This window comes from Streptomyces sp. NPDC008121 (genome assembly GCF_042957155.1).
GTDB lineage: Bacteria > Actinomycetota > Actinomycetes > Streptomycetales > Streptomycetaceae > Streptomyces.
Window position 1 is genome coordinate 237,770 of sequence record NZ_JBIBHT010000003.1, and the last position, 21,807, is coordinate 259,576.

General features: G+C 72.9%; 14 protein-coding genes. 2 read left to right on the plus strand and 12 right to left on the minus strand.

Annotated elements, in window-relative coordinates:
• Positions 1 to 39: 39 nt before the first annotated feature.
• From serA to ACFZBD_RS11240, 6 genes are all read right to left on the minus strand, one after another.
• Entirely contained in the window at positions 40 to 1,629 is a 1,590-nt protein-coding gene (gene serA / locus ACFZBD_RS11215; RefSeq protein ID WP_391138977.1) for a phosphoglycerate dehydrogenase, read from the minus strand.
• Positions 1,630 to 1,865: 236 nt separating this feature from the next.
• Positions 1,866 to 2,867 (minus strand): ketol-acid reductoisomerase, encoded by a 1,002-nt coding sequence (ilvC, locus tag ACFZBD_RS11220; protein WP_391138979.1) that lies wholly within the window; start codon positions 2,865 to 2,867, stop codon positions 1,866 to 1,868.
• 128 nt (positions 2,868 to 2,995) lie between these two features.
• On the minus strand, positions 2,996 to 3,520 hold the full coding sequence (ilvN, locus tag ACFZBD_RS11225; protein ID WP_391138981.1) for an acetolactate synthase small subunit: 525 nt from the start codon (positions 3,518 to 3,520) through the stop codon (positions 2,996 to 2,998).
• Between the two features lie 32 nt (positions 3,521 to 3,552).
• On the minus strand, positions 3,553 to 5,409 hold the full coding sequence (locus tag ACFZBD_RS11230) for an acetolactate synthase large subunit (RefSeq protein WP_391138983.1): 1,857 nt from the start codon (positions 5,407 to 5,409) through the stop codon (positions 3,553 to 3,555).
• Positions 5,410 to 5,615: 206 nt separating this feature from the next.
• Positions 5,616 to 8,522, minus strand: coding sequence for an EAL domain-containing protein (locus ACFZBD_RS11235; RefSeq protein ID WP_391139659.1), 2,907 nt, complete (start codon positions 8,520 to 8,522; stop codon positions 5,616 to 5,618).
• 592 nt (positions 8,523 to 9,114) lie between these two features.
• Positions 9,115 to 10,077 carry an NAD(P)-dependent oxidoreductase gene (locus tag ACFZBD_RS11240; protein WP_391138985.1) on the minus strand — a complete coding sequence of 321 codons (963 nt, stop codon included), beginning with the start codon at positions 10,075 to 10,077 and terminating at the stop codon, positions 9,115 to 9,117.
• A gap of 75 nt (positions 10,078 to 10,152) precedes the next feature.
• Here ACFZBD_RS11240 and ACFZBD_RS11245 point away from each other — a divergent pair, with 75 nt between their 5' ends.
• Both ACFZBD_RS11245 and ACFZBD_RS11250 read left to right on the plus strand, forming a co-directional pair.
• On the plus strand, positions 10,153 to 11,148 hold the full coding sequence (locus ACFZBD_RS11245) for an aldo/keto reductase (protein WP_391138987.1): 996 nt from the start codon (positions 10,153 to 10,155) through the stop codon (positions 11,146 to 11,148).
• Between the two features lie 146 nt (positions 11,149 to 11,294).
• On the plus strand, positions 11,295 to 12,428 hold the full coding sequence (locus ACFZBD_RS11250) for a PQQ-dependent sugar dehydrogenase (protein ID WP_391138990.1): 1,134 nt from the start codon (positions 11,295 to 11,297) through the stop codon (positions 12,426 to 12,428).
• 13 nt (positions 12,429 to 12,441) lie between these two features.
• Here the strand turns inward: ACFZBD_RS11250 and ACFZBD_RS11255 are convergent, their stop codons facing one another.
• The 6 genes from ACFZBD_RS11255 to ACFZBD_RS11280 all read right to left on the minus strand — a co-directional run bounded on the left by ACFZBD_RS11255 (position 12,442) and on the right by ACFZBD_RS11280 (position 21,737).
• Entirely contained in the window at positions 12,442 to 15,477 is a 3,036-nt protein-coding gene (locus ACFZBD_RS11255) for an AAA family ATPase (RefSeq protein ID WP_391139660.1), read from the minus strand.
• A 33-nt stretch (positions 15,478 to 15,510) separates the two neighbouring features.
• Positions 15,511 to 15,693, minus strand: a complete 183-nt coding sequence (locus tag ACFZBD_RS11260; RefSeq protein WP_391138992.1) for a hypothetical protein — start codon at positions 15,691 to 15,693, stop codon at positions 15,511 to 15,513.
• 188 nt (positions 15,694 to 15,881) lie between these two features.
• Complete coding sequence (locus ACFZBD_RS11265) at positions 15,882 to 16,478, minus strand: hypothetical protein (RefSeq protein ID WP_391138994.1); 597 nt, start codon at positions 16,476 to 16,478, stop codon at positions 15,882 to 15,884.
• 89 nt (positions 16,479 to 16,567) lie between these two features.
• Positions 16,568 to 17,215, minus strand: a complete 648-nt coding sequence (locus ACFZBD_RS11270) for a GNAT family N-acetyltransferase (protein WP_391138997.1) — start codon at positions 17,213 to 17,215, stop codon at positions 16,568 to 16,570.
• Entirely contained in the window at positions 17,193 to 19,451 is a 2,259-nt protein-coding gene (locus ACFZBD_RS11275) for an MMPL family transporter (protein WP_391138999.1), read from the minus strand. The genes ACFZBD_RS11270 and ACFZBD_RS11275 overlap by 23 nt, the downstream gene beginning before the upstream one ends.
• Positions 19,452 to 19,643: 192 nt before the next feature.
• Positions 19,644 to 21,737: a phosphocholine-specific phospholipase C gene (locus ACFZBD_RS11280; RefSeq protein ID WP_391139661.1), complete on the minus strand. Its 2,094-nt coding sequence runs from the start codon at positions 21,735 to 21,737 to the stop codon at positions 19,644 to 19,646.
• Positions 21,738 to 21,807: the final 70 nt, after the last annotated feature.

A 21,807-nucleotide genomic window follows, 5' to 3' on the forward strand; every position in this document is an offset into this window, starting at 1 on the left:
CGCACCGGGTGCGGGGACCTGCGTGCGATCGGGCGGGGGTCAGATCAGGTTGACCGAGCGGGCCGAGTTGGCGCCGATCTCCTCCGAGATCTCCGCGAGCACGTTCGCCGGGACCGTGTCGTCGACGGTGAGCACGACGAGCGCCTCGCCGCCCTCCTCCGTACGGGAGACCTGCATGCCCGCGATGTTCAGACCGGCCTCGCCGAGGATCCGGCCGACCGTGCCGACGACGCCGGGGCGGTCTTCGTAGCGCAGGACGACCATGTGGTCGGCGAGCGCCAGGTCCACGTCGTACTCGCCGACGGCGACGATCTTCTGGAGGTGCTTGGGGCCCGCCAGGGTGCCGGAGACCGAGACCTCCTCGCCGCCCGAGAGCGTTCCGCGCACGGTGACGACGTTGCGGTGGTCCGGGGACTCGCTGGAGGTCGTCAGGCGGACCTCGACACCGCGCTCCTGCGCGAACAGCGGGGCGTTGACGTACGACACGGTCTCGTCGACCACGTCCTCGAACACGCCCTTGAGCGCGGAGAGTTCGAGCACCTTGACGTCGTGCTGGGTGATCTCGCCGTACACCTCGACGTCGAGGCGGACCGCGACCTCGCCGGCCAGCGCGGTGAAGATCCGGCCGAGGCGCTCGGCGAGCGGGAGGCCCGGCTTGACGTCCTCGGCGATGACGCCGCCCTGGACGTTGACCGCGTCCGGCACCAGCTCGCCGGCGAGCGCGAGGCGCACCGAGCGGGCGACCGCGATGCCGGCCTTCTCCTGGGCCTCGTCCGTGGACGCGCCGAGGTGCGGGGTGCAGACGACCTGGTCGAGCTCGAAGAGCGGGGAGTCCGTGCAGGGCTCCTTCGCGTACACGTCGAGACCGGCGCCGGCGACCCGGCCCTCCTTGAGGGCGGAGAACAGCGCGGCCTCGTCGACGATGCCGCCGCGGGCGGCGTTGACGATCCGGACGGACGGCTTGACCTTGTGCAGCGCCTCGTCGCCGATGAGACCGAGGGTCTCGGGGGTCTTCGGCAGGTGGACGGTGATGAAGTCGGCGACCTCCAGGAGCTCGTCCAGGGCCAGCAGCTTCACCCCCATCTGGGCGGCGCGGGCCGGCTGCACGTAGGGGTCGTAGGCGACGATCTTCATACCGAACGCGGACATGCGCTGGGCGACCAGGACGCCGATGCGGCCGAGGCCGACGACGCCGAGGGTCTTCTCGCTCAGTTCGACGCCGGTGTACTTCGACCGCTTCCACTCGCCGTTCTTCAGGGCGGTGTTGGCCTGCGGGATGTTGCGGGCGGTGGCGACGAGCAGACCGCAGGCGAGCTCGGCGGCGGTGACGATGTTGGACGTCGGCGCGTTCACGACCATCACGCCGGCCTTGGTGGCGGCGGAGACGTCGACGTTGTCCAGGCCGACACCGGCGCGGGCGACGACGCGGAGCTTCTTCGCGGCGGCGATGGCCTCCGCGTCGACCTTGGTCGCGGAGCGGACCAGGATCGCGTCCACGTCGGCGATGGCGGGAATCAGTTCGTCGCGGTCGGCGCCGTTGCAGTGCCGGATCTCGAAGTCCGGGCCCAGCGCGTCGACGGTGGCGGGCGACAGCTCTTCAGCGATGAGTACGACAGGTTTCGAGCTCACGTGAGTCCTCACAGATCCAGTGCGGACGGCCGTCCCGACGGCCGCATGCGGTGGAGGGGGCTTGCCGCGTGAAAGCGCACGACGCTGTGGGCCTGAACGCGAATGTTGTTGAGAGTGTAGTGGTGCGTCGGCGCACATCATGCGCCTCGTTGGAAGGATCACCCGTCCGTGGTTGGACGGGCTGTCCAACGATGCGCCGCGGGGCCGGACACCCTGTCCGGCCCCGCGCGCGAGGCTTACGCCTCCTCGTCGTTCACCCAGCTCATGAGCTTGCGCAGCTCCTTGCCGGTGGTCTCCAGGAGGTGCTGCTCGTCCTGGGTCTTGTACTCGTCGTACTTCTTCAGACCGCCGTGGTACTCGTCCATCCAGTTCTTGGCGAAGGTGCCGTCCTGGATCTCGGTGAGCACCTTCTTCATCTCGGCCTTGGTGGCCTCGGTGATGATGCGGGGGCCGGTGACGTAGTCGCCCCACTCGGCGGTCTCGGAGACCGACCAGCGCATCTTCTCCAGGCCGCCCTCGTACATGAGGTCGACGATGAGCTTCAGCTCGTGGAGGCACTCGAAGTAGGCGATCTCGGGCTGGTAGCCGGCCTCGACCAGGGTCTCGAAGCCCGCCTTCACCAGCGCCGACGCGCCACCGCAGAGGACGGCCTGCTCGCCGAAGAGGTCGGTCTCGGTCTCCTCGGTGAACGTCGTCTTGATGACGCCGGCGCGGGTGCCGCCGATGGCCTTGGCGTAGGAGAGCGCCAGGGCGAAGGCGTTGCCGGTGGAGTCCTGCTCGACGGCGGCGATCGCGGGGACGCCGCGGCCCTCCTCGTACTGGCGGCGGACCAGGTGGCCCGGGCCCTTCGGGGCGACCAGGGCGACGTCGACGTTGGCCGGGGGCTTGATGAAGCCGAAGCGGACGTTGAAGCCGTGGGCGAAGAACAGGGCGTCGCCGTCCTGCAGGTTGCCCTTGATGGACTCCTCGTAGACCTGGGCCTGGATCGGGTCCGGGATGAGGATCATGATGACGGAGGCCTCGGCGGCCGCCTCGGCGGGCGTGACCACGCGCAGGCCCTGCTCCTCGGCCTTCGCCTTGGACTTGGAGCCCTCGTGCAGACCGACGCGGACGTCGACACCCGAGTCACGGAGCGACAGCGCGTGGGCGTGGCCCTGGCTGCCGTAACCGATCACCGCGACCTTGCGGCCCTGGATGATGGACAGGTCGGCGTCGTCGTCGTAGAACAGCTCGGCCACTGGGAATCTCCTTGATGTGCTGGTGTTGCTTCCCACCGTACGGCGGTCGGCGGAAGGAAGGTTGTCGGGTCTCGCCAGGCGGACCGCCGACCGGACGGGTGTCGGCCGCCCGGCGGTCGCGGGAGGGGTCAGGCGCTGCGGTCGAGGGAGCGCAGGGAGCGGTCCGTGATGGACCGGGCACCGCGCCCTATGGCGATCGTGCCGGACTGCACGAGCTCCTTGACGCCGAACTGCTCCAGCATCTTGAGCATCGCGTCGAGCTTGTCACTCGAACCGGTGGCCTCGATGGTGACGGCCTCGGGCGAGACGTCCACGGTCTTGGCGCGGAACAGCTGGACGATCTCGACGATCTGGGAGCGGGTCTCGTTGTCGGCGCGGACCTTCACCAGGACGAGCTCGCGCTGGATCGCTGCGCTGGGCTCGAGTTCGACGATCTTCAGGACGTTGACCAGCTTGTTGAGCTGCTTGGTCACCTGCTCAAGCGGCAGGTCCTCGACATTGACCACGATGGTGATGCGGGAGATGTCGGGGTGTTCGGTGACACCGACGGCGAGCGAGTCGATGTTGAAGCCGCGCCGGGAGAACAGGGCGGCGATCCGGGCCAGGATGCCGGGGGTGTTCTCCACCAGGACGGAGAGCGTGTGCCTAGTCATGTGGGTCGTTCCTCTTCCTACGGCTCTCGGTCTCAGTCGTCTTCGTTGTCGCCGAAGTCGGGGCGGACGCCCCGGGCGGCCATGACCTCGTCGTTGGAGGTGCCGGCGGCGACCATCGGCCAGACCTGGGCGTCCTCGTGGACGATGAAGTCGACCACGACGGGACGGTCGTTGATCGCGTTGGCCTCGGCGATGACCTTGTCCAGGTCGGCCGGGTCCTCGCAGCGCAGCGCGACGCAGCCCATGGCCTCGGACAGCTTCACGAAGTCCGGGATGCGGGTGCCCTTGGAGGGCTCCAGGCCGGTGGCGTCCGGGCCGGAGTGCAGCACCGTGTTGGAGTAGCGCTGGTTGTAGAAGAGGGTCTGCCACTGGCGGACCATCCCGAGGGCGCCGTTGTTGATGATGGCGACCTTGATCGGGATGTTGTTGAGCGCGCAGGTGACGAGCTCCTGGTTCGTCATCTGGAAACAGCCGTCGCCGTCGATCGCCCAGACCGGGCGGTCCGGCATGCCGGCCTTGGCGCCCATGGCGGCCGGGACGGCGTACCCCATCGTTCCGGCGCCGCCGGAGTTCAGCCAGGTGGCCGGCTTCTCGTAGTCGATGAAGTGGGCGGCCCACATCTGGTGCTGGCCGACGCCCGCGGCGTAGATGGTGTCGGCGGGGGCGAGCTGGCCGATGCGCTGGATGACCTGCTGCGGCGAGAGGCTGCCGTCCTCGGGCAGGGTGTAGCCGAGCGGGTAGGTCTCGCGCCAGCGGTTGAGGTCGGTCCACCAGGCGGTGTAGTCGCCCTGGTTGCCCTCGCTGTGCTCGGCCTGGACGGCCTGGACCAGGTCGGCGATGACCTCGCGGGCGTCCCCGACGATCGGGACGTCGGCGGTGCGGTTCTTGCCGATCTCGGCCGGGTCGATGTCGGCGTGGACGACCTTGGCGAAGGGGGCGAAGCTGTCCAGCTTGCCGGTGACGCGGTCGTCGAAGCGGGCTCCGAGGGCGACGATCAGGTCGGCCTTCTGCAGCGCGGTGACGGCGGTGACCGCACCGTGCATGCCCGGCATTCCCACGTGCAGCGGGTGGCTGTCGGGGAACGCGCCCAGCGCCATCAGGGTGGTGGTGACGGGGGCGCCGGTGAGCTCGGCGAGGACCTTCAGCTCGGCGGTGGCGCCGGCCTTCAGGACACCGCCGCCGACGTACAGGACGGGGCGCTTGGCGGCCGTGATCAGCTTGGCGGCCTCGCGGATCTGCTTGGCGTGGGGCTTGGTCACCGGACGGTAGCCGGGCAGGTCCGTCTGCGGCGGCCAGCTGAAGACCGTCTTCGCCTGGAGGGCGTCCTTGGCGATGTCGACCAGGACCGGGCCCGGGCGGCCGGTGGCGGCGATGTGGAACGCCTCGGCGATCGTCCGCGGGATGTCCTCGGCCTTGGTGACCAGGAAGTTGTGCTTGGTGATCGGCATCGTGATGCCGCAGATGTCCGCCTCCTGGAAGGCGTCCGTCCCGATGGCCTTGGAGGCGACCTGCCCGGTGATCGCGACGAGCGGGACGGAGTCCATGTGGGCGTCGGCGATCGGGGTGACCAGGTTGGTGGCGCCGGGGCCCGAGGTCGCCATGCAGACGCCGACACGGCCGGTGGCCTGGGCGTAGCCGGTCGCGGCGTGGCCCGCGCCCTGCTCGTGGCGCACCAGGATGTGGCGGACCCGCTTGGAGTCCATCATCGGGTCGTACGCGGGGAGGATGGCGCCGCCCGGAATCCCGAAGACGGTGTCGGCTCCCACTTCCTCGAGAGAACGGATGAGGGACTGCGCACCCGTGACGTGCTCGACGGTGGTGGCGGCCTGTCCGCCGTTACGGGCCCGCGGCTGCGGATGGTGCCCGGAGGCCTGCTCGGTCATCAGCATTCTCTTCTCGAAGCAGAGGGTTTTTGCGAGGGTTTGGGGGGAGCCGGTGCAACAAAAAACCCCTCGTGCCGGGAGGCAAGCGAGGGGAGCGCGTCGGTAGCGTTCAAGCCGGGCCGTTTCGTGGCCCTGCTTCAGCCGACGCGCTTTCCAAGTACGAGAATTCGGGTGCGCATGGCACTGACCCTCCCCCCGACGCACTGTCAGTGTCAAGTGGGTGGGACAGGCGTCTCAACATGTGAGCCGATCGGGGGATGGTTTCCGGCCGGTACGGGGACCGCCCCGGCCGTGCGACCGGGGACCGGATAGCCGTCCCGTACGAGCGCGCGGCGCAGCCGGTACTCGTCGAGCGGGCCGGAGAAGGCCGTCCCCTGGCCGTGCGTACAGCCCATGGAGCGCAGGGCGATCACCTGCTCGGGTACGTCCACGCCGTCGGCGACGGACTGGAGGCCGAGGTCGCCCGCGATGCGGAGCAGTCCTCTGGTGATCTTGCGGAGGCGGGCGGACTCGACCACGCCTTCGACCAGGCCCCTGTCCAGCTTCAGGATGTCGACGGGGAGGCGGCGCAGGGCGTGGAAGGCGGCGTGGCCGCTGCCGAAGCCGTCCAGGGCGATCCGCACGCCGAGCCGGCGCAGGGCGACGAGGCGCTGTTCGAGGTCGTCGACGAGGACGCGGGGGTCGCTCTCGGAGAGTTCGATCATCAGGGAGCCGGACGGCAGGCCGTGGCGGGTGAGCAGCGCCTCGACGGAGCCGAGGGGCAGGGAGCGGTCGAGCAGTCCGCGGGCGGAGAGGCGGATGGAGACCGGTGTGCGGTGTCCGATTCTGGCCCGTTCGGCGGCCTGCTCGACGGCCTCCTCCAGGAGCCAGCGGCCGAGGTCGGCGGTGCGGTCGCTGTCGTCGGGGGCCCTCAGGAACTCGGCGGGGGTGAAGAGGATGCCCTGCGCGGAGCGCCAGCGGGCCTGGGCGGCGACGGCGGCGATCCGGCCGGTGGCGAGGTCGACGACCGGCTGGTGGAGGAGGGCGAATTCGCCGTCGTGGAGGGCGGTGCGCAGCCGGGTGGCCAGTTCGGTCCTGCGGACGACCTCGGCCTGCATCTGCGGGGCGTACAGCTCGACGCGGTCCTTGCCGCCGGCCTTGGCGCGGTACATCGCGAGGTCGGCGTTGCGCAGCAGGTCCCCGGCGCTGATGCCCGGCTCGGCGAAGGCGACGCCGATGGAGGCGGCGACCCGCACGTCGTCGCCCCCCTCCAGGCGGTACGGCTGGGAGAGCGTGAGGCGCAGCCGGTCGGCGATCTCCTGGACCTGGGTCTCGCGGGCCGCGCGGTCCCGTCCGCCGTCGCCGAGGATCAGGGCGGCGAACTCGTCGCCGCCGAGGCGGGCGGCGGTGTCCCCGGCCCGCACGGAGTCCTGGAGGCGCCGGGCGGCCTGGACGAGCAGCTCGTCGCCGGCCTGGTGGCCCAGCCGGTCGTTGACGCCCTTGAAGCCGTCGAGGTCGATGAAGAGGACGGCGGTGCCGGGGTCGGAGGAGCGGCGGCCGCCGAGGGCGCCCTTGACCCGCCGGGTGAACAGGGCGCGGTTGGGCAGGTCGGTGAGCGGGTCGTGTTCGGCGTTGTGCTGGAGCTGGGCCTGGAGGCGGACCCGTTCGGTGACGTCCCGGCTGTTGAAGATCAGACCGCCCTGGTGGCGGTTGACGGTCGACTCGACGTTGAGCCAGTCGCCCCGGCCGGAGCGGAAGCGGCACTCGATGCGGGCGGTGGGCTCCTGGGCCGGCGAGGCGGCCAGGAACCGGCGCACCTCGTGGACGACGGCGCCGAGGTCGTCCGGGTGGATGAGGGAGGCCAGCTCGGAGCCGATCAGCTCCTCGGCCTCGCGGCCGTAGACCCCGGAGGCGGCGGGGCTCACGTAGCGGAGTATGCCGTTGGGCGCGGCGATCATGATGACGTCGCTGGAGCCCTGCACCAGGGACCGGAAGTGGTTCTCCTTCTGGGCCAGCTCGTGGGTGAGGGCGATGTTGTCGAGGAGCATGATGCCCTGGCGGACGACCAGGGCGAGGACCACCGTGCAGCCGGTGAAGACGACCACGCGGTCCACACTGCGTCCCTCGATGACGTTGTACAGGATGCCGAGCGTGCAGACGGCGGCGGCGAGATAGGGCGTGAGCGCGGCGAGCGAACCGGCCACCGGGCGGCTGTGCGGGCGTGGGCCGCGGGCCACGGCGGGGGCGGCCGCCGGGTCGGACGGCCTGCGCACCCCCCAGGGGGCGTACGCGAGGAGCAGCGAGCCCGCGAACCAGCCGGCGTCGAGGAGCTGTCCCGAGGTGTAGTTCTCGCGCAGCAGCGGGGACGTGAACAGGGCGTCGCACAGGACCGTGAGGGCGAGGGCGGCGATGGCGGTGTTGGTCGCCGAGCGGTTCGCGTGGGCCCGCCGGAAGTGCAGGACGAGGACCATGCTGACGAGCACGATGTCGAGCAGGGGATAGGCCAGGGAGAGCGCGGCCCGGGCGACGCTCTCGCCTTCGAAGTGCGCGGTGTGCGCGAGGGCCAGGCTCCACGAGAGGGTCAGCAGGGAGCCGCCGATGAGCCAGGCGTCGAGGGCGAGGCAGACCCAGCCGGCCCGGGTGACGGGCTTCTTGGCGAGGACGAGCAGGCCCACGATGGCGGGCGGGGCGAAGAGCAGGAAGAAGAGGTCGGCGACGGAGGGACTGGGCACCTCACGGTCGAGCACGACCTCGTACCACCCCCAGACGGCGTTCCCGGCGGCGGCCATGACGGAGGAGAAGGCGAAGAGGAGCCAGGCGGGGCGGAAGCGGCTCTTGTGGACGCGGGCGTAGAGGAGGCAGGAGACCCCGGCGGCAAGGGCCGCGGCGCTGAGCCCGAAGTCCCCCATGACGAGGGCGAGGCGCTCCGATCCCCAGCCGAGGGCCGCGCCGGTGGCGTACCCCGCGCAGACCAGGCCGAGGAGGACCTGGGTGAGGAGTCCGAGGGAGCCGGGCCGGGGCGGGGCGGGGCGGCGCCACACGGGCCGGGCGCGACCGCCCGGGGGCGCGGAGCCGGAGGCCGGGGCGTGGTCCGCTCCCCGGGAGTGGTCGCGCTCGATGAGGGCGCCGGGGGTGGTCATCGGTGCTCCCGGCGCCTCGTCGGGGCGGGCGTGCTCCCGCGGCCGGGGGTCCCGGGCGGCGGTGGGGGCGCCGGCTCCCCCGGGCGGCGGAGCGCCACGTCGGCGGTCGTCCGCCTCGGCGGGGCGCTGGCCGGCCTGGGCCGGGAGGGCCGTGGCGTCCCGCACCCGGCGCGGGCGGGCGTCCGGCTCGGCGGGTGGTCCCGCGTCGCGCGCGAGGGTCGTCGACGGCGGTCCCGCCGCGTCGGATCGTCGGTCCATCGGCCGTACTTCACCCGTCGCCCCCCTCGGAATCTCATGTCCCGTCACGTCGCTCCCAGCGTCTGCCCGTACTCGACGCGGTCCCCCACATCGGGACGATACACCAGGATGGTCACGCAGGGACAGGGGTGCAGTACTCTCCGTGACTGGGGAGAGTACGGCCGGAGCGCACCGCGCACGCGCCGTCGGTGCGCCGGGGCAGCGCCCTGGAAGCGCCGCCTCCGCGGGGCCCGCCGGCCGGGCCGGCACGACCCGGTCCCCACCGGCTCCATGGCACCACGACCACCGGCGCCGGGCCCAACCGGCGCGCCCGGGCCGCCGCGACCGCGTCGGCTCAGGTCGTGAGGACCACGTTCGCCAGCCGCTCCCCCGCCGCGAACCGGGTCAGCTGGGCGGCGATCAGCCGCTTGGCGCGCGGCAGGAACGCCGACGTGGAGCCCCCGACGTGCGGACTCACGAGAACACCGGGAGCGTGCCACAACGGGTGTCCGGCCGGCAGCGGTTCGGGGTCGGTGACATCGAGCGCCGCGGTGATCCGGCCGCTCTCGGTCTCCTTGAGCAACGCGGCGGTGTCCACCACCGGCCCGCGGGCGACGTTCACCAGCAGGGCGCCGTCCTTCATCCGGCCGAGAAAGGCCGCGTCGACGAGGTGCCGGGTCTCCGGGGTGAGCGGGGTGGAGAGCACCACCACGTCAGCCTGAGGCAGCAGGGAGGCGAGTTCGGACAGCGGATGCACGGGCCCGCGCTCCGTGGCACGTGCGGAGCGCGCGACGCGCACCACCCGCGCGCACTCGAACGGCGCGAGCCGGTCCTCGATGGCGGCGCCGATCGACCCGTACCCCACGATGAGGACGGACTTGTCCGCGAGCGCGGGGTAGAAGCCGGCCCGCCACTCCTCGGCGTCCTGGCCGCGGACGAAGCCGGGGATGCCGCGCAGCGAGGCGAGGATCAGGGCGAGGGTGAGCTCGGCGGTGCTGGCCTCGTGCACGCCCTTGGCGTTGCACAGTTCGACGCCCGGCGGGAGGGAGCCGAGTCCGGGGGTCACGTGGTCGGTTCCGGCGGAGAGGGTCTGCACGGCGCGCAGCGAGGTCATCCGGGCGAGCGGCCGGACGGCGATCTCGGAGCCCTTCATGTACGGCACCACGTAGAAGGCGCAGCGGGCCGGGTCGGCCGGGAAATCGGGCCCGCCGTCCCAGAAGCGGTAGTTCGGCCCGGACGCGCCCGGTACGGGAAGTCCGTCGATCTCCGCCGCGGGAATCGGAAGCCACACGTCAGGGGTCGTGTCGTCGAGTGTCATGACCGGGAGGCTATGCGAAGAATCCGGAGGCCCATTGGTTAGTTTGGGGGACGGCAGAAGGAGGGGTACCGGCAGGTGGAGCGCAGGACTATCGGGGCGGCGGCGCTCGACGTGGGTGCGGTGGGCCTGGGCTGTATGCCGATGAACTGGGCCTACAGCGGCTCGCAGCAGCGGGGCGACCGCTCGCTGCGGACGGTGCACGCGGCGCTGGACGCCGGGGTGAGCCTGCTCGACACCGCCGACATGTACGGGCCGTTCACCAACGAGCTGTTGCTGGGGCGGGTGTTGAAGGAGCGCCGGGCCGAGGTGTTCCTCTCCACGAAGTGCGGTCTGCTCGTGGGCGACCAGCACGTGGTGGCCAACGGCCGCCCCGGGTACGTACGGCGGGCCTGCGACGCGTCGCTGCGTCGGCTGCAGACGGACGTGATCGACCTGTACCAGCTGCACCGCGCGGACCCGGAGGTGCCCGTCGAGGAGACTTGGGGCGCGATGGCCGAGCTGGTGTCGGCGGGCAAGGTACGCGCGCTCGGCCTGTGCGCGGTCGGCGCGCGGGCGCCCCGGCGGGGCGGCGATCTGTACGAGGGAACGATCCGGCAGCTGGAGCGGGTCCAGCAGGTGTTCCCGGTGAGCGCGGTGGAGGCCGAGCTGTCGGTGTGGTCGCCGGAGGCGCTGCAGCGGCTGCTGCCGTGGTGCGAGGCGCGGGGCGTGGGGTTGCTCGCCGCGATGCCGCTCGGGAACGGCTTCCTGACCGGGACGCTGACCCCCGGCGGCGGCTTCGAGCCGGACGATCCGCGGGCCCGGCACCCCCGCTTCACGGCCGAGATGATGGCGGCCAACCAGCCCCTGGTGGCGGGGCTGCGGCGGGTGGCGGCGCGGCACGGCGCGGAGGTCACCCCGGCGCAGGTGGCGCTGGCGTGGGCGCTGGGCCGCGGGCCGCACGTGGTGCCGATCCCGGGGACGAAGCGGGAGCGCTGGGCGGTGGAGAACGCGCGGGCGGCCGAGCTGGTCCTGACGGCGGCCGACCTGGCGGAGATCGCGGAGCTGCCGCCGCCCCGGGGGTCGTGGGACTGACCGGGCACGCGGGACCGCCGGAGGCCGGGGCGGGGCGGGCGGCCCGCACGGCCGGAAGCCGGGTGATCGGGCACGGCGGCGGGCCGGGCGGTGTATCAAGGGGGGAGGGGACGCCGTTCCGAAGGGACCGAGCCGTGAGCCGAAGCATGAGCCGCACCGTGAAGAGCCTGTGGGGCGCCGCCGCGCTCGTCCTGGTGGCGGGGTGCTCGTCGGGCGGGGCCGCGGAGGGCGACCGGGCGACGCCCTCGTCCCCGCCCGCCACCACCTCACCGCCCGCCTCCTCCGCGCCGGCCCCTTCCTCCGCGCCGGCCGCGCGCGTGACCGTCGCCGGCACGCTCACCGAGGACCTGGAGTCGCCGTGGGGCGTGGCCGTCCTGCCCGACGGCGATCTGCTGGTCGCCTCCCGGGACGAGCGGACGGTCACCCGCGTCGACGGCCGGTCCGGTGCCAAGACACCGCTCGGGGAAGTGCCGGGGGTGGTCCCCGGCGGCGAGGGCGGGCTCCTCGGCCTCGCCGTGCGCGACGGCTTCGTCTACGCGTACCTCACCGCCGAGTCGGACAACCGCATCATCCGGATGCGGTACGGCGGCGGGCCCGGGGACCGGCTCGGACCGCCCGAGGCGATCCTGACCGGCATCCCGAAGGGGAACGTGCACAACGGCGGGCGGATCGCCTTCGGCCCGGACGGGATGCTCTACGCGGGCACGGGCGAGCGGGGCGAGACCGGTCTGGCGCAGGACCGGCGGTCGCTGGGCGGGAAGATCCTGCGGATGACGCCCGCCGGCGATCCGGCGCCCGGCAACCCCTTCCCCGGCTCGCCGGTCTACTCCTACGGGCATCGCAATGTGCAGGGCCTGGCCTGGGACGCGGACGGCCGGTTGTGGGCGGCCGAGTTCGGCCAGACCACCTGGGACGAACTGAACCTGATCGAGCCGGGCCGGAACTACGGCTGGCCGGAGGCCGAGGGCCGGGCGGGCGACCCCGCCTTCGTGGACCCGGTGGCGCAGTGGCGGACCTCCGACGCGTCCCCGAGCGGGATCGCCTACGCCGACGGCGCGATCTGGATGGCCGGGCTGAGGGGCGAGCGGCTGTGGCGCGTCCCGCTCTCCGGCGCCACGACGGCCGGGGAGCCCCGGGCGTTCCTGACGGAGGAGTACGGCCGGCTGCGCACGGTGGTGGCGGCGGGCGACGGCCGGCTCTGGGTGACGACCAGCGAGACCGACACCCGGGGCACCCCGCAGGACGGGGACGACAGGATCCTCCGCCTCGACGTGCGGTGAGTGAGCCCGCGCCTCAGACGGGGGCCTGGAGCAGGCGGAGGCGGTGGGCCAGGGCGGCGGCCTCGCCGCGGCCGGAGACGCCCAGCTTGGCGAGGATGTTCGAGACGTGGACGCTCGCCGTCTTCGGGGAGATGAAGAGTTCCTCGGCGATCCGGCGGTTGGTGTGGCCCTCGGCGACCAGGCGCAGCACGTCCACCTCCCGGGGGGTCAGACGGAAGGCCTCCTCCGCCTGGTCCGGCTCCGGGGTGCTTTCCGGGGCGGTCAGCGGCAGGCGGGCGCGGGCGGCGAGGAGGTCGACCTCCTCCCGCAGCGGATGCGCCCCCAGGCGCGTGGCGGTGGCGTGCGCCTCGCGCAGCAGGGCCGCGGCCTCCTCGCGGTGGCCGCCCTCGGCCAGGAGCGCGTCGGCGAGGCGGTGCCGGGCGCGGGCGAGCGGGTACGGGCGCTCCGTCGGTTCGTAGGCGGCGACGGTCTCGGCCCAGCGCGCGGCGGAGCTCCGCCCCTCGGCCCGGTCCAGCTCCGCGGAGACGTGCAGGGAGTAGGCCCGCCAGACGGGGGCGGGGGTCTCCATCCGCCGTGCGCAGCGGCGGATCAGGTCGAGTGACGCCTCGCGTCCCGCCTCGGCCGCGGGCAGGCCGTGGGCGTCGGCCTCCGCGGTGGCGCCGATGAGGAGCAGTGGCCAGCCGTCGCGGTGGGTGCCCGGCGGGAAGCCGCTCTCCGCGGCCTCGGCGAGGACCGTCCGCACGTCCTGGATCCGTCCGCTCGCGGCGGCTATGCCCAGCTCCGCCTGCCGTACCGGAACGGTGTACTGGGGCATCGGATCGGCCTGCCCGAAGTGGCCGCGGGCGGCGGCGAGCTGGGCGGCGGCGGTGGTCAGCTCGCCGCGCGCGACGGAGAGTTGGGCGAGGCGCATGGCGACGGTTCCGCGGGGCTTGGAGCTGGTACCGGAGTGCTCCAGCCACTCGCAGTTGCGCTGGGCCTCGTCCCACAGTCCCAGGGAGAGCTGGGACTCGGCCTGGTTGGCGCGGATCCAGCCCTGGCTGTCACGCAGCCCGTGTTCGCGGGCGAAGCGGATGCCGGCCTCGGCGACCTCGACCGCCTCGCGGGAGCGGCCGAGGTTCTCGAGGGCGTGCGAGAGGTTGACGACGGCGCGCGCGGACTCGTGGAAGAGCCCGATGACGCGGGCGCGGTCGCGGGCTTCGTACAGTGCGGCGATGCCGGCTTCGCGGTCGCCGGCGGAGACCATGAGCGTGCCGAGGGTGAGCCGGGCGTTGAGTTCGATCGGTTCCGCCTTGACCAAGCGGGCGTACTCCACGGCCCGTTCGGCGTCGGCGAGGCTTTCGGGTCCTGGCGCGTGGAGCATGCCCCAGCCGGCGAGGACGGCGAGGACGAAGGCGTGGACGGCCGTCGGGGGGAGGCCGCGGACGAGTTCCTGGGCGGTGGCGATCTCGGCCCAGCCGTCGGAGCGGCCGAGGCCGCAGACGATGCGGGAGCGCTGGGCCCAGAACCAGGCGGCCCGCAGCGGGTCGCTCTCCTCTCCCTCCTCGCCTTCGAGGAGTCGCAGGGCCATCTTGCTTATCTTCAGGGCGCGTTCGCGTTCGCCGCAGACCCGGGCGGCGACGGCGGCCTCGGCGAGGAGGTCCAGATAGCGCAGCGGGGTGGTCTCGGGGTCGCAGCCGCAGGCCGGATAGGCCTCGGCGTAGTCCATGGGGCGCAGCGAGCGGCGTACCTCGTCGGGGACCTCGTCCCACAGCTCCATGGCGCGCTCCAGGAGCCGCAACTGCTCGGCGTACGCGGCGCGCTTGCGGGTCTCGACGGAGGCGCGGAGCACGGCGGGCAGCGCGCGGGCCGGGTCGTGCGCGCGGTACCAGTAGGTGGCGAGCCGGGTGGCCCGCTCGTCGGCCCTGACCAGCGTGGGGTCGGCTTCGAGGGCTTCGGCGTAGCGCCGGTTGAGCCGGGAGCGCTCGCCGGGCAGCAGGTCGTCGCTGACGGCCTCGCGGACCAGGGAGTGGCGGAAGCGGTAGCCGTCGCCGTCCGGGACCGCGAGCAGGATGTTGGCGCCGACGGCGGCCCGCAGCGCCTCGATGAGGTCGTCCTCGGGGAGCCGGGCGACGGCGGCGAGCAGGGCGTACTCGACGGTGGAGCCGCCTTCGGCGACGGTCCTTGCGATTCGCTGGGCGCCCTCGGGGAGCGTCTCGACCCGTACGAGCAGCAGATCGCGCAGGGAGTCGGTGAGGACGCCGGAGGAACAGCCGGTCTCGCGGGAGACGACGAGCTCCTCGACGAAGAAGGCGTTGCCGTCGGAGCGGTCGAAGATCTCGTCGACCAGGCCGGGGTCCGGTTCGGCGGCGAGGATGCCGGTGAGCTGGCGGCGGACCTCGGTGCGGGTGAACCGGGACAGCTCGATGCGCCGGATGGTGCGCAGCCGGTCCAGTTCGGCGAGGAGCGGGCGCAGGGGGTGGCGGCGGTGGATGTCGTCGGCGCGGTAGGTGGCGACGACCACGATCCGGCCGCGGCGCAGGGTGCGGAACAGGTACGCGAGCAGGTGACGGGTGGAGACGTCGGCCCAGTGCAGGTCCTCCAGGACGAGGACGATCGTCCGGTCGGCGGCCAGCCGCTCCAGGAGCCGTACGGTGAGCTCGAAGAGGCGGGCGGTGGAGTCCTCGTTGGAGGGTTCGTGGCTGCCGACCTCGCCGAGTTCGGGGAGGAGTCGGGCGAGTTCGCCCTCCTGGCCCGCGGCGGCGGCGGCCAGTTCGCCGGGGAGCCGGCGGCTGAGCGAGCGGAGGGCCGTGGAGAAGGGCGCGAACGGCAGCCCGTCCGCGCCCACCTCCACGCAGCCCCCTACGGCGACGACGGCGCCCCGCCCGCAGGCGGCGGCGACGAACTCCTCGACGAGGCGCGTCTTTCCGACACCGGCCTCGCCGCCGACGAGCAGCGCCTGCGGCTCGCCTTCGGCGTGGGCGCGGGCGAGGGCGTCGGTGAGGGCGGTGAGTTCACCGGCCCGGCCGACGAACACGGGGCTGACTGACCTGGTCTCCACGGCGCCGAGCATCGCACAGACGTCCGGGGCCGTGCCCATACGGGGTCACGCGGCCCGGACGAACCGGTCGTGCCCGGCGTCCACCCGCCCTTCGTCGTCGTGTCGGCCGGACCGGCGGGCGGCCTTGGCGGCCTGCCGCACCCGGGCGGCCCGGCGGGACAGCCGCTGGGCCGCGGCTTCCTGGAGCAGCTCGGCGTGGTGCATGCGGTGCAGTTCGTAGACGAACATCTCGTTCTCCCTGGGCTTCCGGCTTCCGCCGGCGACTCGGTTCGGTACCGCTTTCGCGATGCCTCCACTGTCGTCGCCCAGGGGGTACGGGCACATCGGGGAAGTGCCCGATGTTCGGGGGGCTGGGGGCCTTAGGGGATTTCTCAGGGGGCCTTAGGCGGATGCCCGGCGGGTGGCCAGGGCAGGTCTTAGGAGCCGGTGGTGGGGAGACTCAGCAGGAGGTCGAAGTACATGGCGCCGGAGAGCAGCACGCCGAGGCCGCCGAGGACGGCTCCGGCGACGGCGACCGCGCGGATCCAGGCCGGGCGCTCGGGGCGGGTGAGGGTGAGGACGAGGATGGCCGTGATCACGGCGAGGAAGGCGAAGACGCCGTTGACGAGGGCGGTGGCGTGCCAGGCGTCGCCGTAGATCTCGGAGATCTGCTGGGGGGCGCTGCCGCCCTGGGAGGTGGTGATCTGGCCGATGAGGGCCTCGCGCTCGGCGGCGATCTTCCCGGTCCAGGTGCCGGTCAGCGCCGCGAGGCCGAGGGCCGCGGAGACGACGGCCGCGGCGCCCGCCCCGATGCCGGAGGCCGCCCGGGAGGCCTCCTCGCGTTCGGCGGCCAGCTCGGCGGCGATCTCCTCGTCGGTCAGCTCGTCCTCGGCCGACTCGTCGTCGGTCGTGGCGGCGTCGGTACGGGCGTCGGCCGGCCGGTCGGCGAGCGGGGCGCCGGAGGCGGTGTCGGGGGCGGTCGTGTCCGCGTCGGACACGTCGGGCGCTGCGGTCTTCTCGATCCTGGCATTCATGAACCGCACGCTAGGCGGCCCCTATGAGAGCCGCCTTAACGGCGCGGAGGTCACGGCCGTCCGGCCCCGGCCCGGACGGCCGCCCCGGCTCAGGAGGCGGTCGCCCCCGGCGTACCGACGCCCGCCGGCGTACCGACGCCTCCCCGCCCGCCGGAGTCCGACGACGCACCGGGATCCGTCCCGGACGTTCTCGCCGCCCGCCACTCCGGCGCGAGGACGGCCCAGACCTCCTCGTCGTGGCGCCGCCCGCGGTAGAGGTGGCTCTCCCGCAGCACGCCCTCCTTCGTCATGCCCAGCCGGCGCGCCACGTTGATGCTGGGCTCGTTCCCGGACGACACCACCCACTCGACGCGGTGGATGCCCCGCTCCTCCACGGCCCAGTCGATGATCACCCGTGCCGCTCGGGTCACCAGCCCCTTCCCCACCGCCGCGGGCTCCAGCCAGCAGCCGGCCTCGGCGACGCCCTGGGCGGTGTCCATCGTGCGGAGGATGACCGCGCCGACCAGCGTGCCGTCCCACCGGATGCCGAGGATGCGGCCCGTGTCGGCGGCGGTCTTCTCGGCGTACGCCTGGAGGAACGCCCGGCTCGACGCCAGGTCGGTGACGACGTCGGGCAGTCCGTTGTGCTCGCCGATGAAGGCCCGGCCGCGGTCGATGTGGGCGAGGAACTCCTCGGCCTGCCACGGCTCCAGGAGCCGCAGCTCGGCGCCGTCGTCACCCAGCGGTATCGCGAACATCCTCGTTCTCCTCGAGCCTCGGGACCGGCACGCGTTGCGGGAAGATCGTCGCACGGGCGGCGTCCCGCGCGTCGGCGGCCGCACGGCTCTCGGAGGGCTCGATGCTGATCCTCGGCAGCCACCGGTCCATCCACGCCGGCAGCCACCAGTTCGCCCCGCCGAGCATGTGCATCAGGGCGGGGACGAGGAGCGTCCGCAGGACGAAGGCGTCGAGGGCGACGGCCGCGGCGAGCGCGATGCCGAACATCGCGATGACCCGGTCGCCGGAGAGGACGAACGCGAGGAAGACGGCGATCATGATGACGGCGGCGGAGTTGATCACCCGGCTGGTCTCGGCGAGGCCGACGCGGACCGCCCGGCGGTTGTCCCCGGTCTCCAGCCACTCCTCGTACATCCGGCTGACCAGGAAGACCTGGTAGTCCATGGAGAGTCCGAAGAGGACGGACACCATGATCACCGGCAGGAAGGGTTCGATGGGGCCCGCGCTGCCGAGCCCGAGGAGGTCGCTGCCCCATCCCCACTGGAAGACGGCCACGACGATCCCGAACGAGGAGGCGACGGCGGCCACGTTCATCACCGCCGCCTTGAGCGGGACGCCGATCGAGCGGAAGGCGACCAGGAGCAGCAGACAGCCGAGCGCGATGACGACGCCCACGAAGAGGGGCAGCTTTCCGACGATGATCTCGGCGAAGTCGTCGTACGAGGCCGTCACCCCGCCCACGTGCACGTCGAGGGAGGTTCCGGCCTCCGCCCTCGGGAGGACCTCGCCGCGCAGCCGGTCGACGAGGTCGCTGGTCGCCTGGGACTGCGGCGCAGTCTCCGGGACGAGGGTCAGGACGGCCGTGTCCCCCGCGCCGTTGGTGATCACCGGGGAGACCGACGCGACGCCGCGGGTGTTCTCCAGGACGGCCGGCAGCTCGGCGAACGCGACCCGGTCGTCGGCGCCGTCGATCCCGGCGACAAGGGTGAGGGGCCCGTTGACGCCCGGCCCGAAGCCCTCGGCCAGCAGGTCGTACGCCTGCCGCGTGGTGGAGCCGGCCGGGTTGTTGCCCTGGTCGGAGGTGCCCAGGTGGAGCGAGAACGTCGGCAGCGCGAGGACAAGCATGACGACGGCGGCGAACGCGCCGAGCAGCTTGGGGTGGCGCTCGACGAAGGCGGACCAGCGGGCGGCGAAGCCGGTGGGCAGCTCGGGCTGCGGGCCGTGTTCGGCGAGCCGCGCCCGTTCGCGCCGGCTGAGCGCCCGCATCCCGATGAGGGAGAGCAGCGCGGGCAGCAGGGTGACGGAGGCGGCGACCGTGAGGACGACGGTGAGGGAGGCGGCGATCGCGACGCCGTTGAGGAAGCTGAGCCGGAGGATCAGCATGCCGAGGAGGGCGATGCAGACGGTGGCGCCGGCGAAGACGACGGCGCGGCCGGTGGTGGCGACGGCGATCCGGGCGGCTTCGGGGACCGGTAGGCCCTGTTTGAGGCCCTTGCGGTGGCGGGTGACGATGAACAGGGCGTAGTCGATGCCGACGCCGAGGCCGACGAGCATGCCCAGCATGGGCGCGAAGTCGGCGACGGTCATCACATGGCCGAGGAGCACGATCCCGGAGTAGGCGATGCCGACGCTGACGAGCGCGGTGGCGATCGGGAGCGCCGAGGCGGCGAGCGAGCCGAAGGCGAGGAAGAGGACGACGGCGGCGACGATCACGCCGACCGCTTCGGCGAGGTGGCCGCCGGGGGCCTCTGTGAGCGCGACGGCGCTGCCGCCGAGTTCGACCTGGACGCCGTCGCCGGCTGCCGCCCGGGCGGTGTCGACGAGGGCTTTGGCCTGCGCCTGCGGGATGTCGTCGGCCTGTTCGCGGAAGGTGACGGTGGCGTAGGCGGTGTGGCCGTCCTCGCTGACGCGCGCGTGGGCGCCGGGAGAACGGTCGTACGGGGAGGTCACGGCCGCGATGCCGTCCAGCTCCGCCACATCGTGGAGCACGGCGGTCATGCGCTGTTCGACGGCGGTGGCGCGGACGCTGCCCCGTTCGCTGTGCCAGACGATGGTGTCGCTGTCGCCGCCCGCACCGGAGAAGCCGCGGTCCAGGAGTGCGGTGGCGCGGCCGGACTCGGTGCCGGGCACCTCGTAGTCGTTGGAGTACGCGCTGCCGGCGAAGGAGGCGCCCGCGACGGAGGCGCCGAGGGCGACGAGCCAGAGGACGACGGCGACCAGGCGGTGCGTGACGCACCACCGTGCGATTGCGGCCAAAGGACGTGCTCCCTGGTGGCTCGTGGATCTTTACCGGGGAACAGCCCGCAAAGAACGCATGACCTCTCTGGGGGCCACTGTCGCAGCCTTAAAAGATCCTTTGTCCCTTTCGTGGCGTTACTCACAGTGGTGCGCGGGAGGTCGGGACGAAGGTCCCGGCGCCCCGCGCACCCTGGTGTCCCGGGGGCCGGATCAGCCGGAGACGCTCGGGCGACCGTTCTCGATGTGACCCATCAGACGCCTGCGGAAGCCGCCCGGGGCCGTCACCTCGATGTCGTACCAGCCGTGCGCGTCGGCGGCCGAGTGGACGACGGTACGGCTCCTGCCGGGCTTGACGGTGACCGTGCGCGTCCAGTCGGCGAGGTCGTCCTCGTCGACGTAGCCGAGCGGCCGGACGGTGAAGGCCACCGGCGCGGTGCCGGTGTTGCGGACGGTGAGGTGCAGGTCGCGGTCGTGATGGTCGAGATGGGAGGCCAGCTCGGCGCCGCCGCCGGCGGGGCCCTCGAACTCGCGGCGGAAGCCGTTCGGGCCGGTGATCGTGAAGTCGTAGCGATCACCTGCGAGGGGGACGGTCCACTGGCCGGTGCCCCTCACGTCGCGGTGCTGGGGGACCGCGAACTCGCCGGCGTACGGGTAGAGCGCGAAGTGCGCGCTCGCCTTGCCCGTGTTGCTGAGCGAGACGGTGATCCGGCGGCCGCCCGCCGTGCCCGCGGTGAGCTTCGCGGAGGCGTCGGGCTGGTAGGGCAGGGGGCGGGCGGGGCGGCTGCCCGGCTCCTGGACCGGCATCCGCTGCTCCAGCGGGGGCTGCGGGCGCCAGCGGCCGCTGAAGGGCGGGATCGGTCCCGGCTGGTCGACGTCGGGCTGCCGGTGGGCGCGCCGGAAGTCGAAGGCGGAGGTGAGGTCGCCGGTGACGGTGCGCCGCCACGGGGTGGTGTTGGGCTCGCGGACGCCGGTGAGCTTCTCCAGGAGGCGGATCACGGAGGTGTGGTCGAAGGTCTCGGAGCAGACGTAGCCGCCGACCGACCAGGGCGAGACGACGAGCAGCGGGACCCGGATGCCGAGGCCGGTGGGCTGCCCCTGCCAGCGCTCGTCGGTGTCGTCGGCGGGCGGGACGGGCGGCGGGACGTGGTCGAAGAAGCCGTCGTTCTCGTCGTAGTTGATCAGGACGACGGTGTGGCGCCAGACGTCGGGGTGGGCGCCGAGGGCGTCGAGCACCTTGTAGACGAGGGTGGCGGAGGCGATCGGCGAGGAGGAGCCGGGGTGCTCGGAGTCGATCGCGGACGGGACGAGGTAGGAGACCTCGGACAGGGTCCCGGCGGCGACGTCGGCCCGGAAGGCGTCGGCGAGGGCTCCGGTCTCGACGCGGCGCAGTCCGCGCTCGAAGAGGGAGCGCTCGGCGGTGGTGAGCGTGGCCACCCCGTCTTCCAGGGCGGCGAGCAGCCTGGCCCGCTCGGTGGTGTCGTCGGTGTCGCGGACGGCGGCGTAGAAGGACTCCATGAAGGTGTGGCCGCCGGTGGGGGCCAGCGCCTTGCGGGCGATCTTCTTGAACGTGGTGAAGAACTCGATGTTGTTGTCGGTGAAGTTCTCCCACTCGGTGTACGTCTTCCAGCTCCGCCCGGCCGCCTCCAGACGCTCGGCATAGGTCGGCCAGCCGTAGCCGGGGTGGGTGCCCTCGGCATAGGCGGCGTTGGTGACCGCGCGGCTGCCGTCGGCCTCGAAGCCGGTCCAGCCGGACCACAGGTGGTTGCGGTTGGGGCTGGTGGAGGTGTGGATCGAGGAGTGGTAGGCGTCGCAGACGGTGAACGTGTCGGCGAGTTCGTAGTGCAGCGGGATGTCCCGGCGGTCGTAGTACGCCATCGTCGCCGCGGTCTTGGCGGACACCCAGCCGTCCATCCAGCCGTCACGCCAGGCCTTGGCGCCGCCGCTCCAGGAGTGGTCGAGGTCGCCGATGTACTGGAGGTCCTTCCGCTGCGCCTCGGCGGCGTCCCGGATCGGGAACGGCAGGATGGTCCGCCCGGAGCCGGCGGGCTGCTCGAAGACGGAGCCGCCGGAGGGCAGGCGGACGGCGTTGCGGTCGCCGAAGCCGCGGACGCCGCGGAGGGTGCCGAAATAGTGGTCGAAGGACCGGTTCTCCTGCATGAGGATCACCACGTGGCGGACGGCCGACATGCCTCCGGCCGGCGGCCCCGCGGCGATCGCCTGCTGGAGCGACGGCGGGAGCAGCGACCCCGCCGCGGCGGCGCCGAGCGCGCCTCCGCCCAGCGCGAGGACCTTGCGGCGGGACATCCGGGACTTCTCGGGGGACAAGACCGACCTCCAGTCGACGGCCAATGGTTCGCCTTCGAGCCATTGGGTG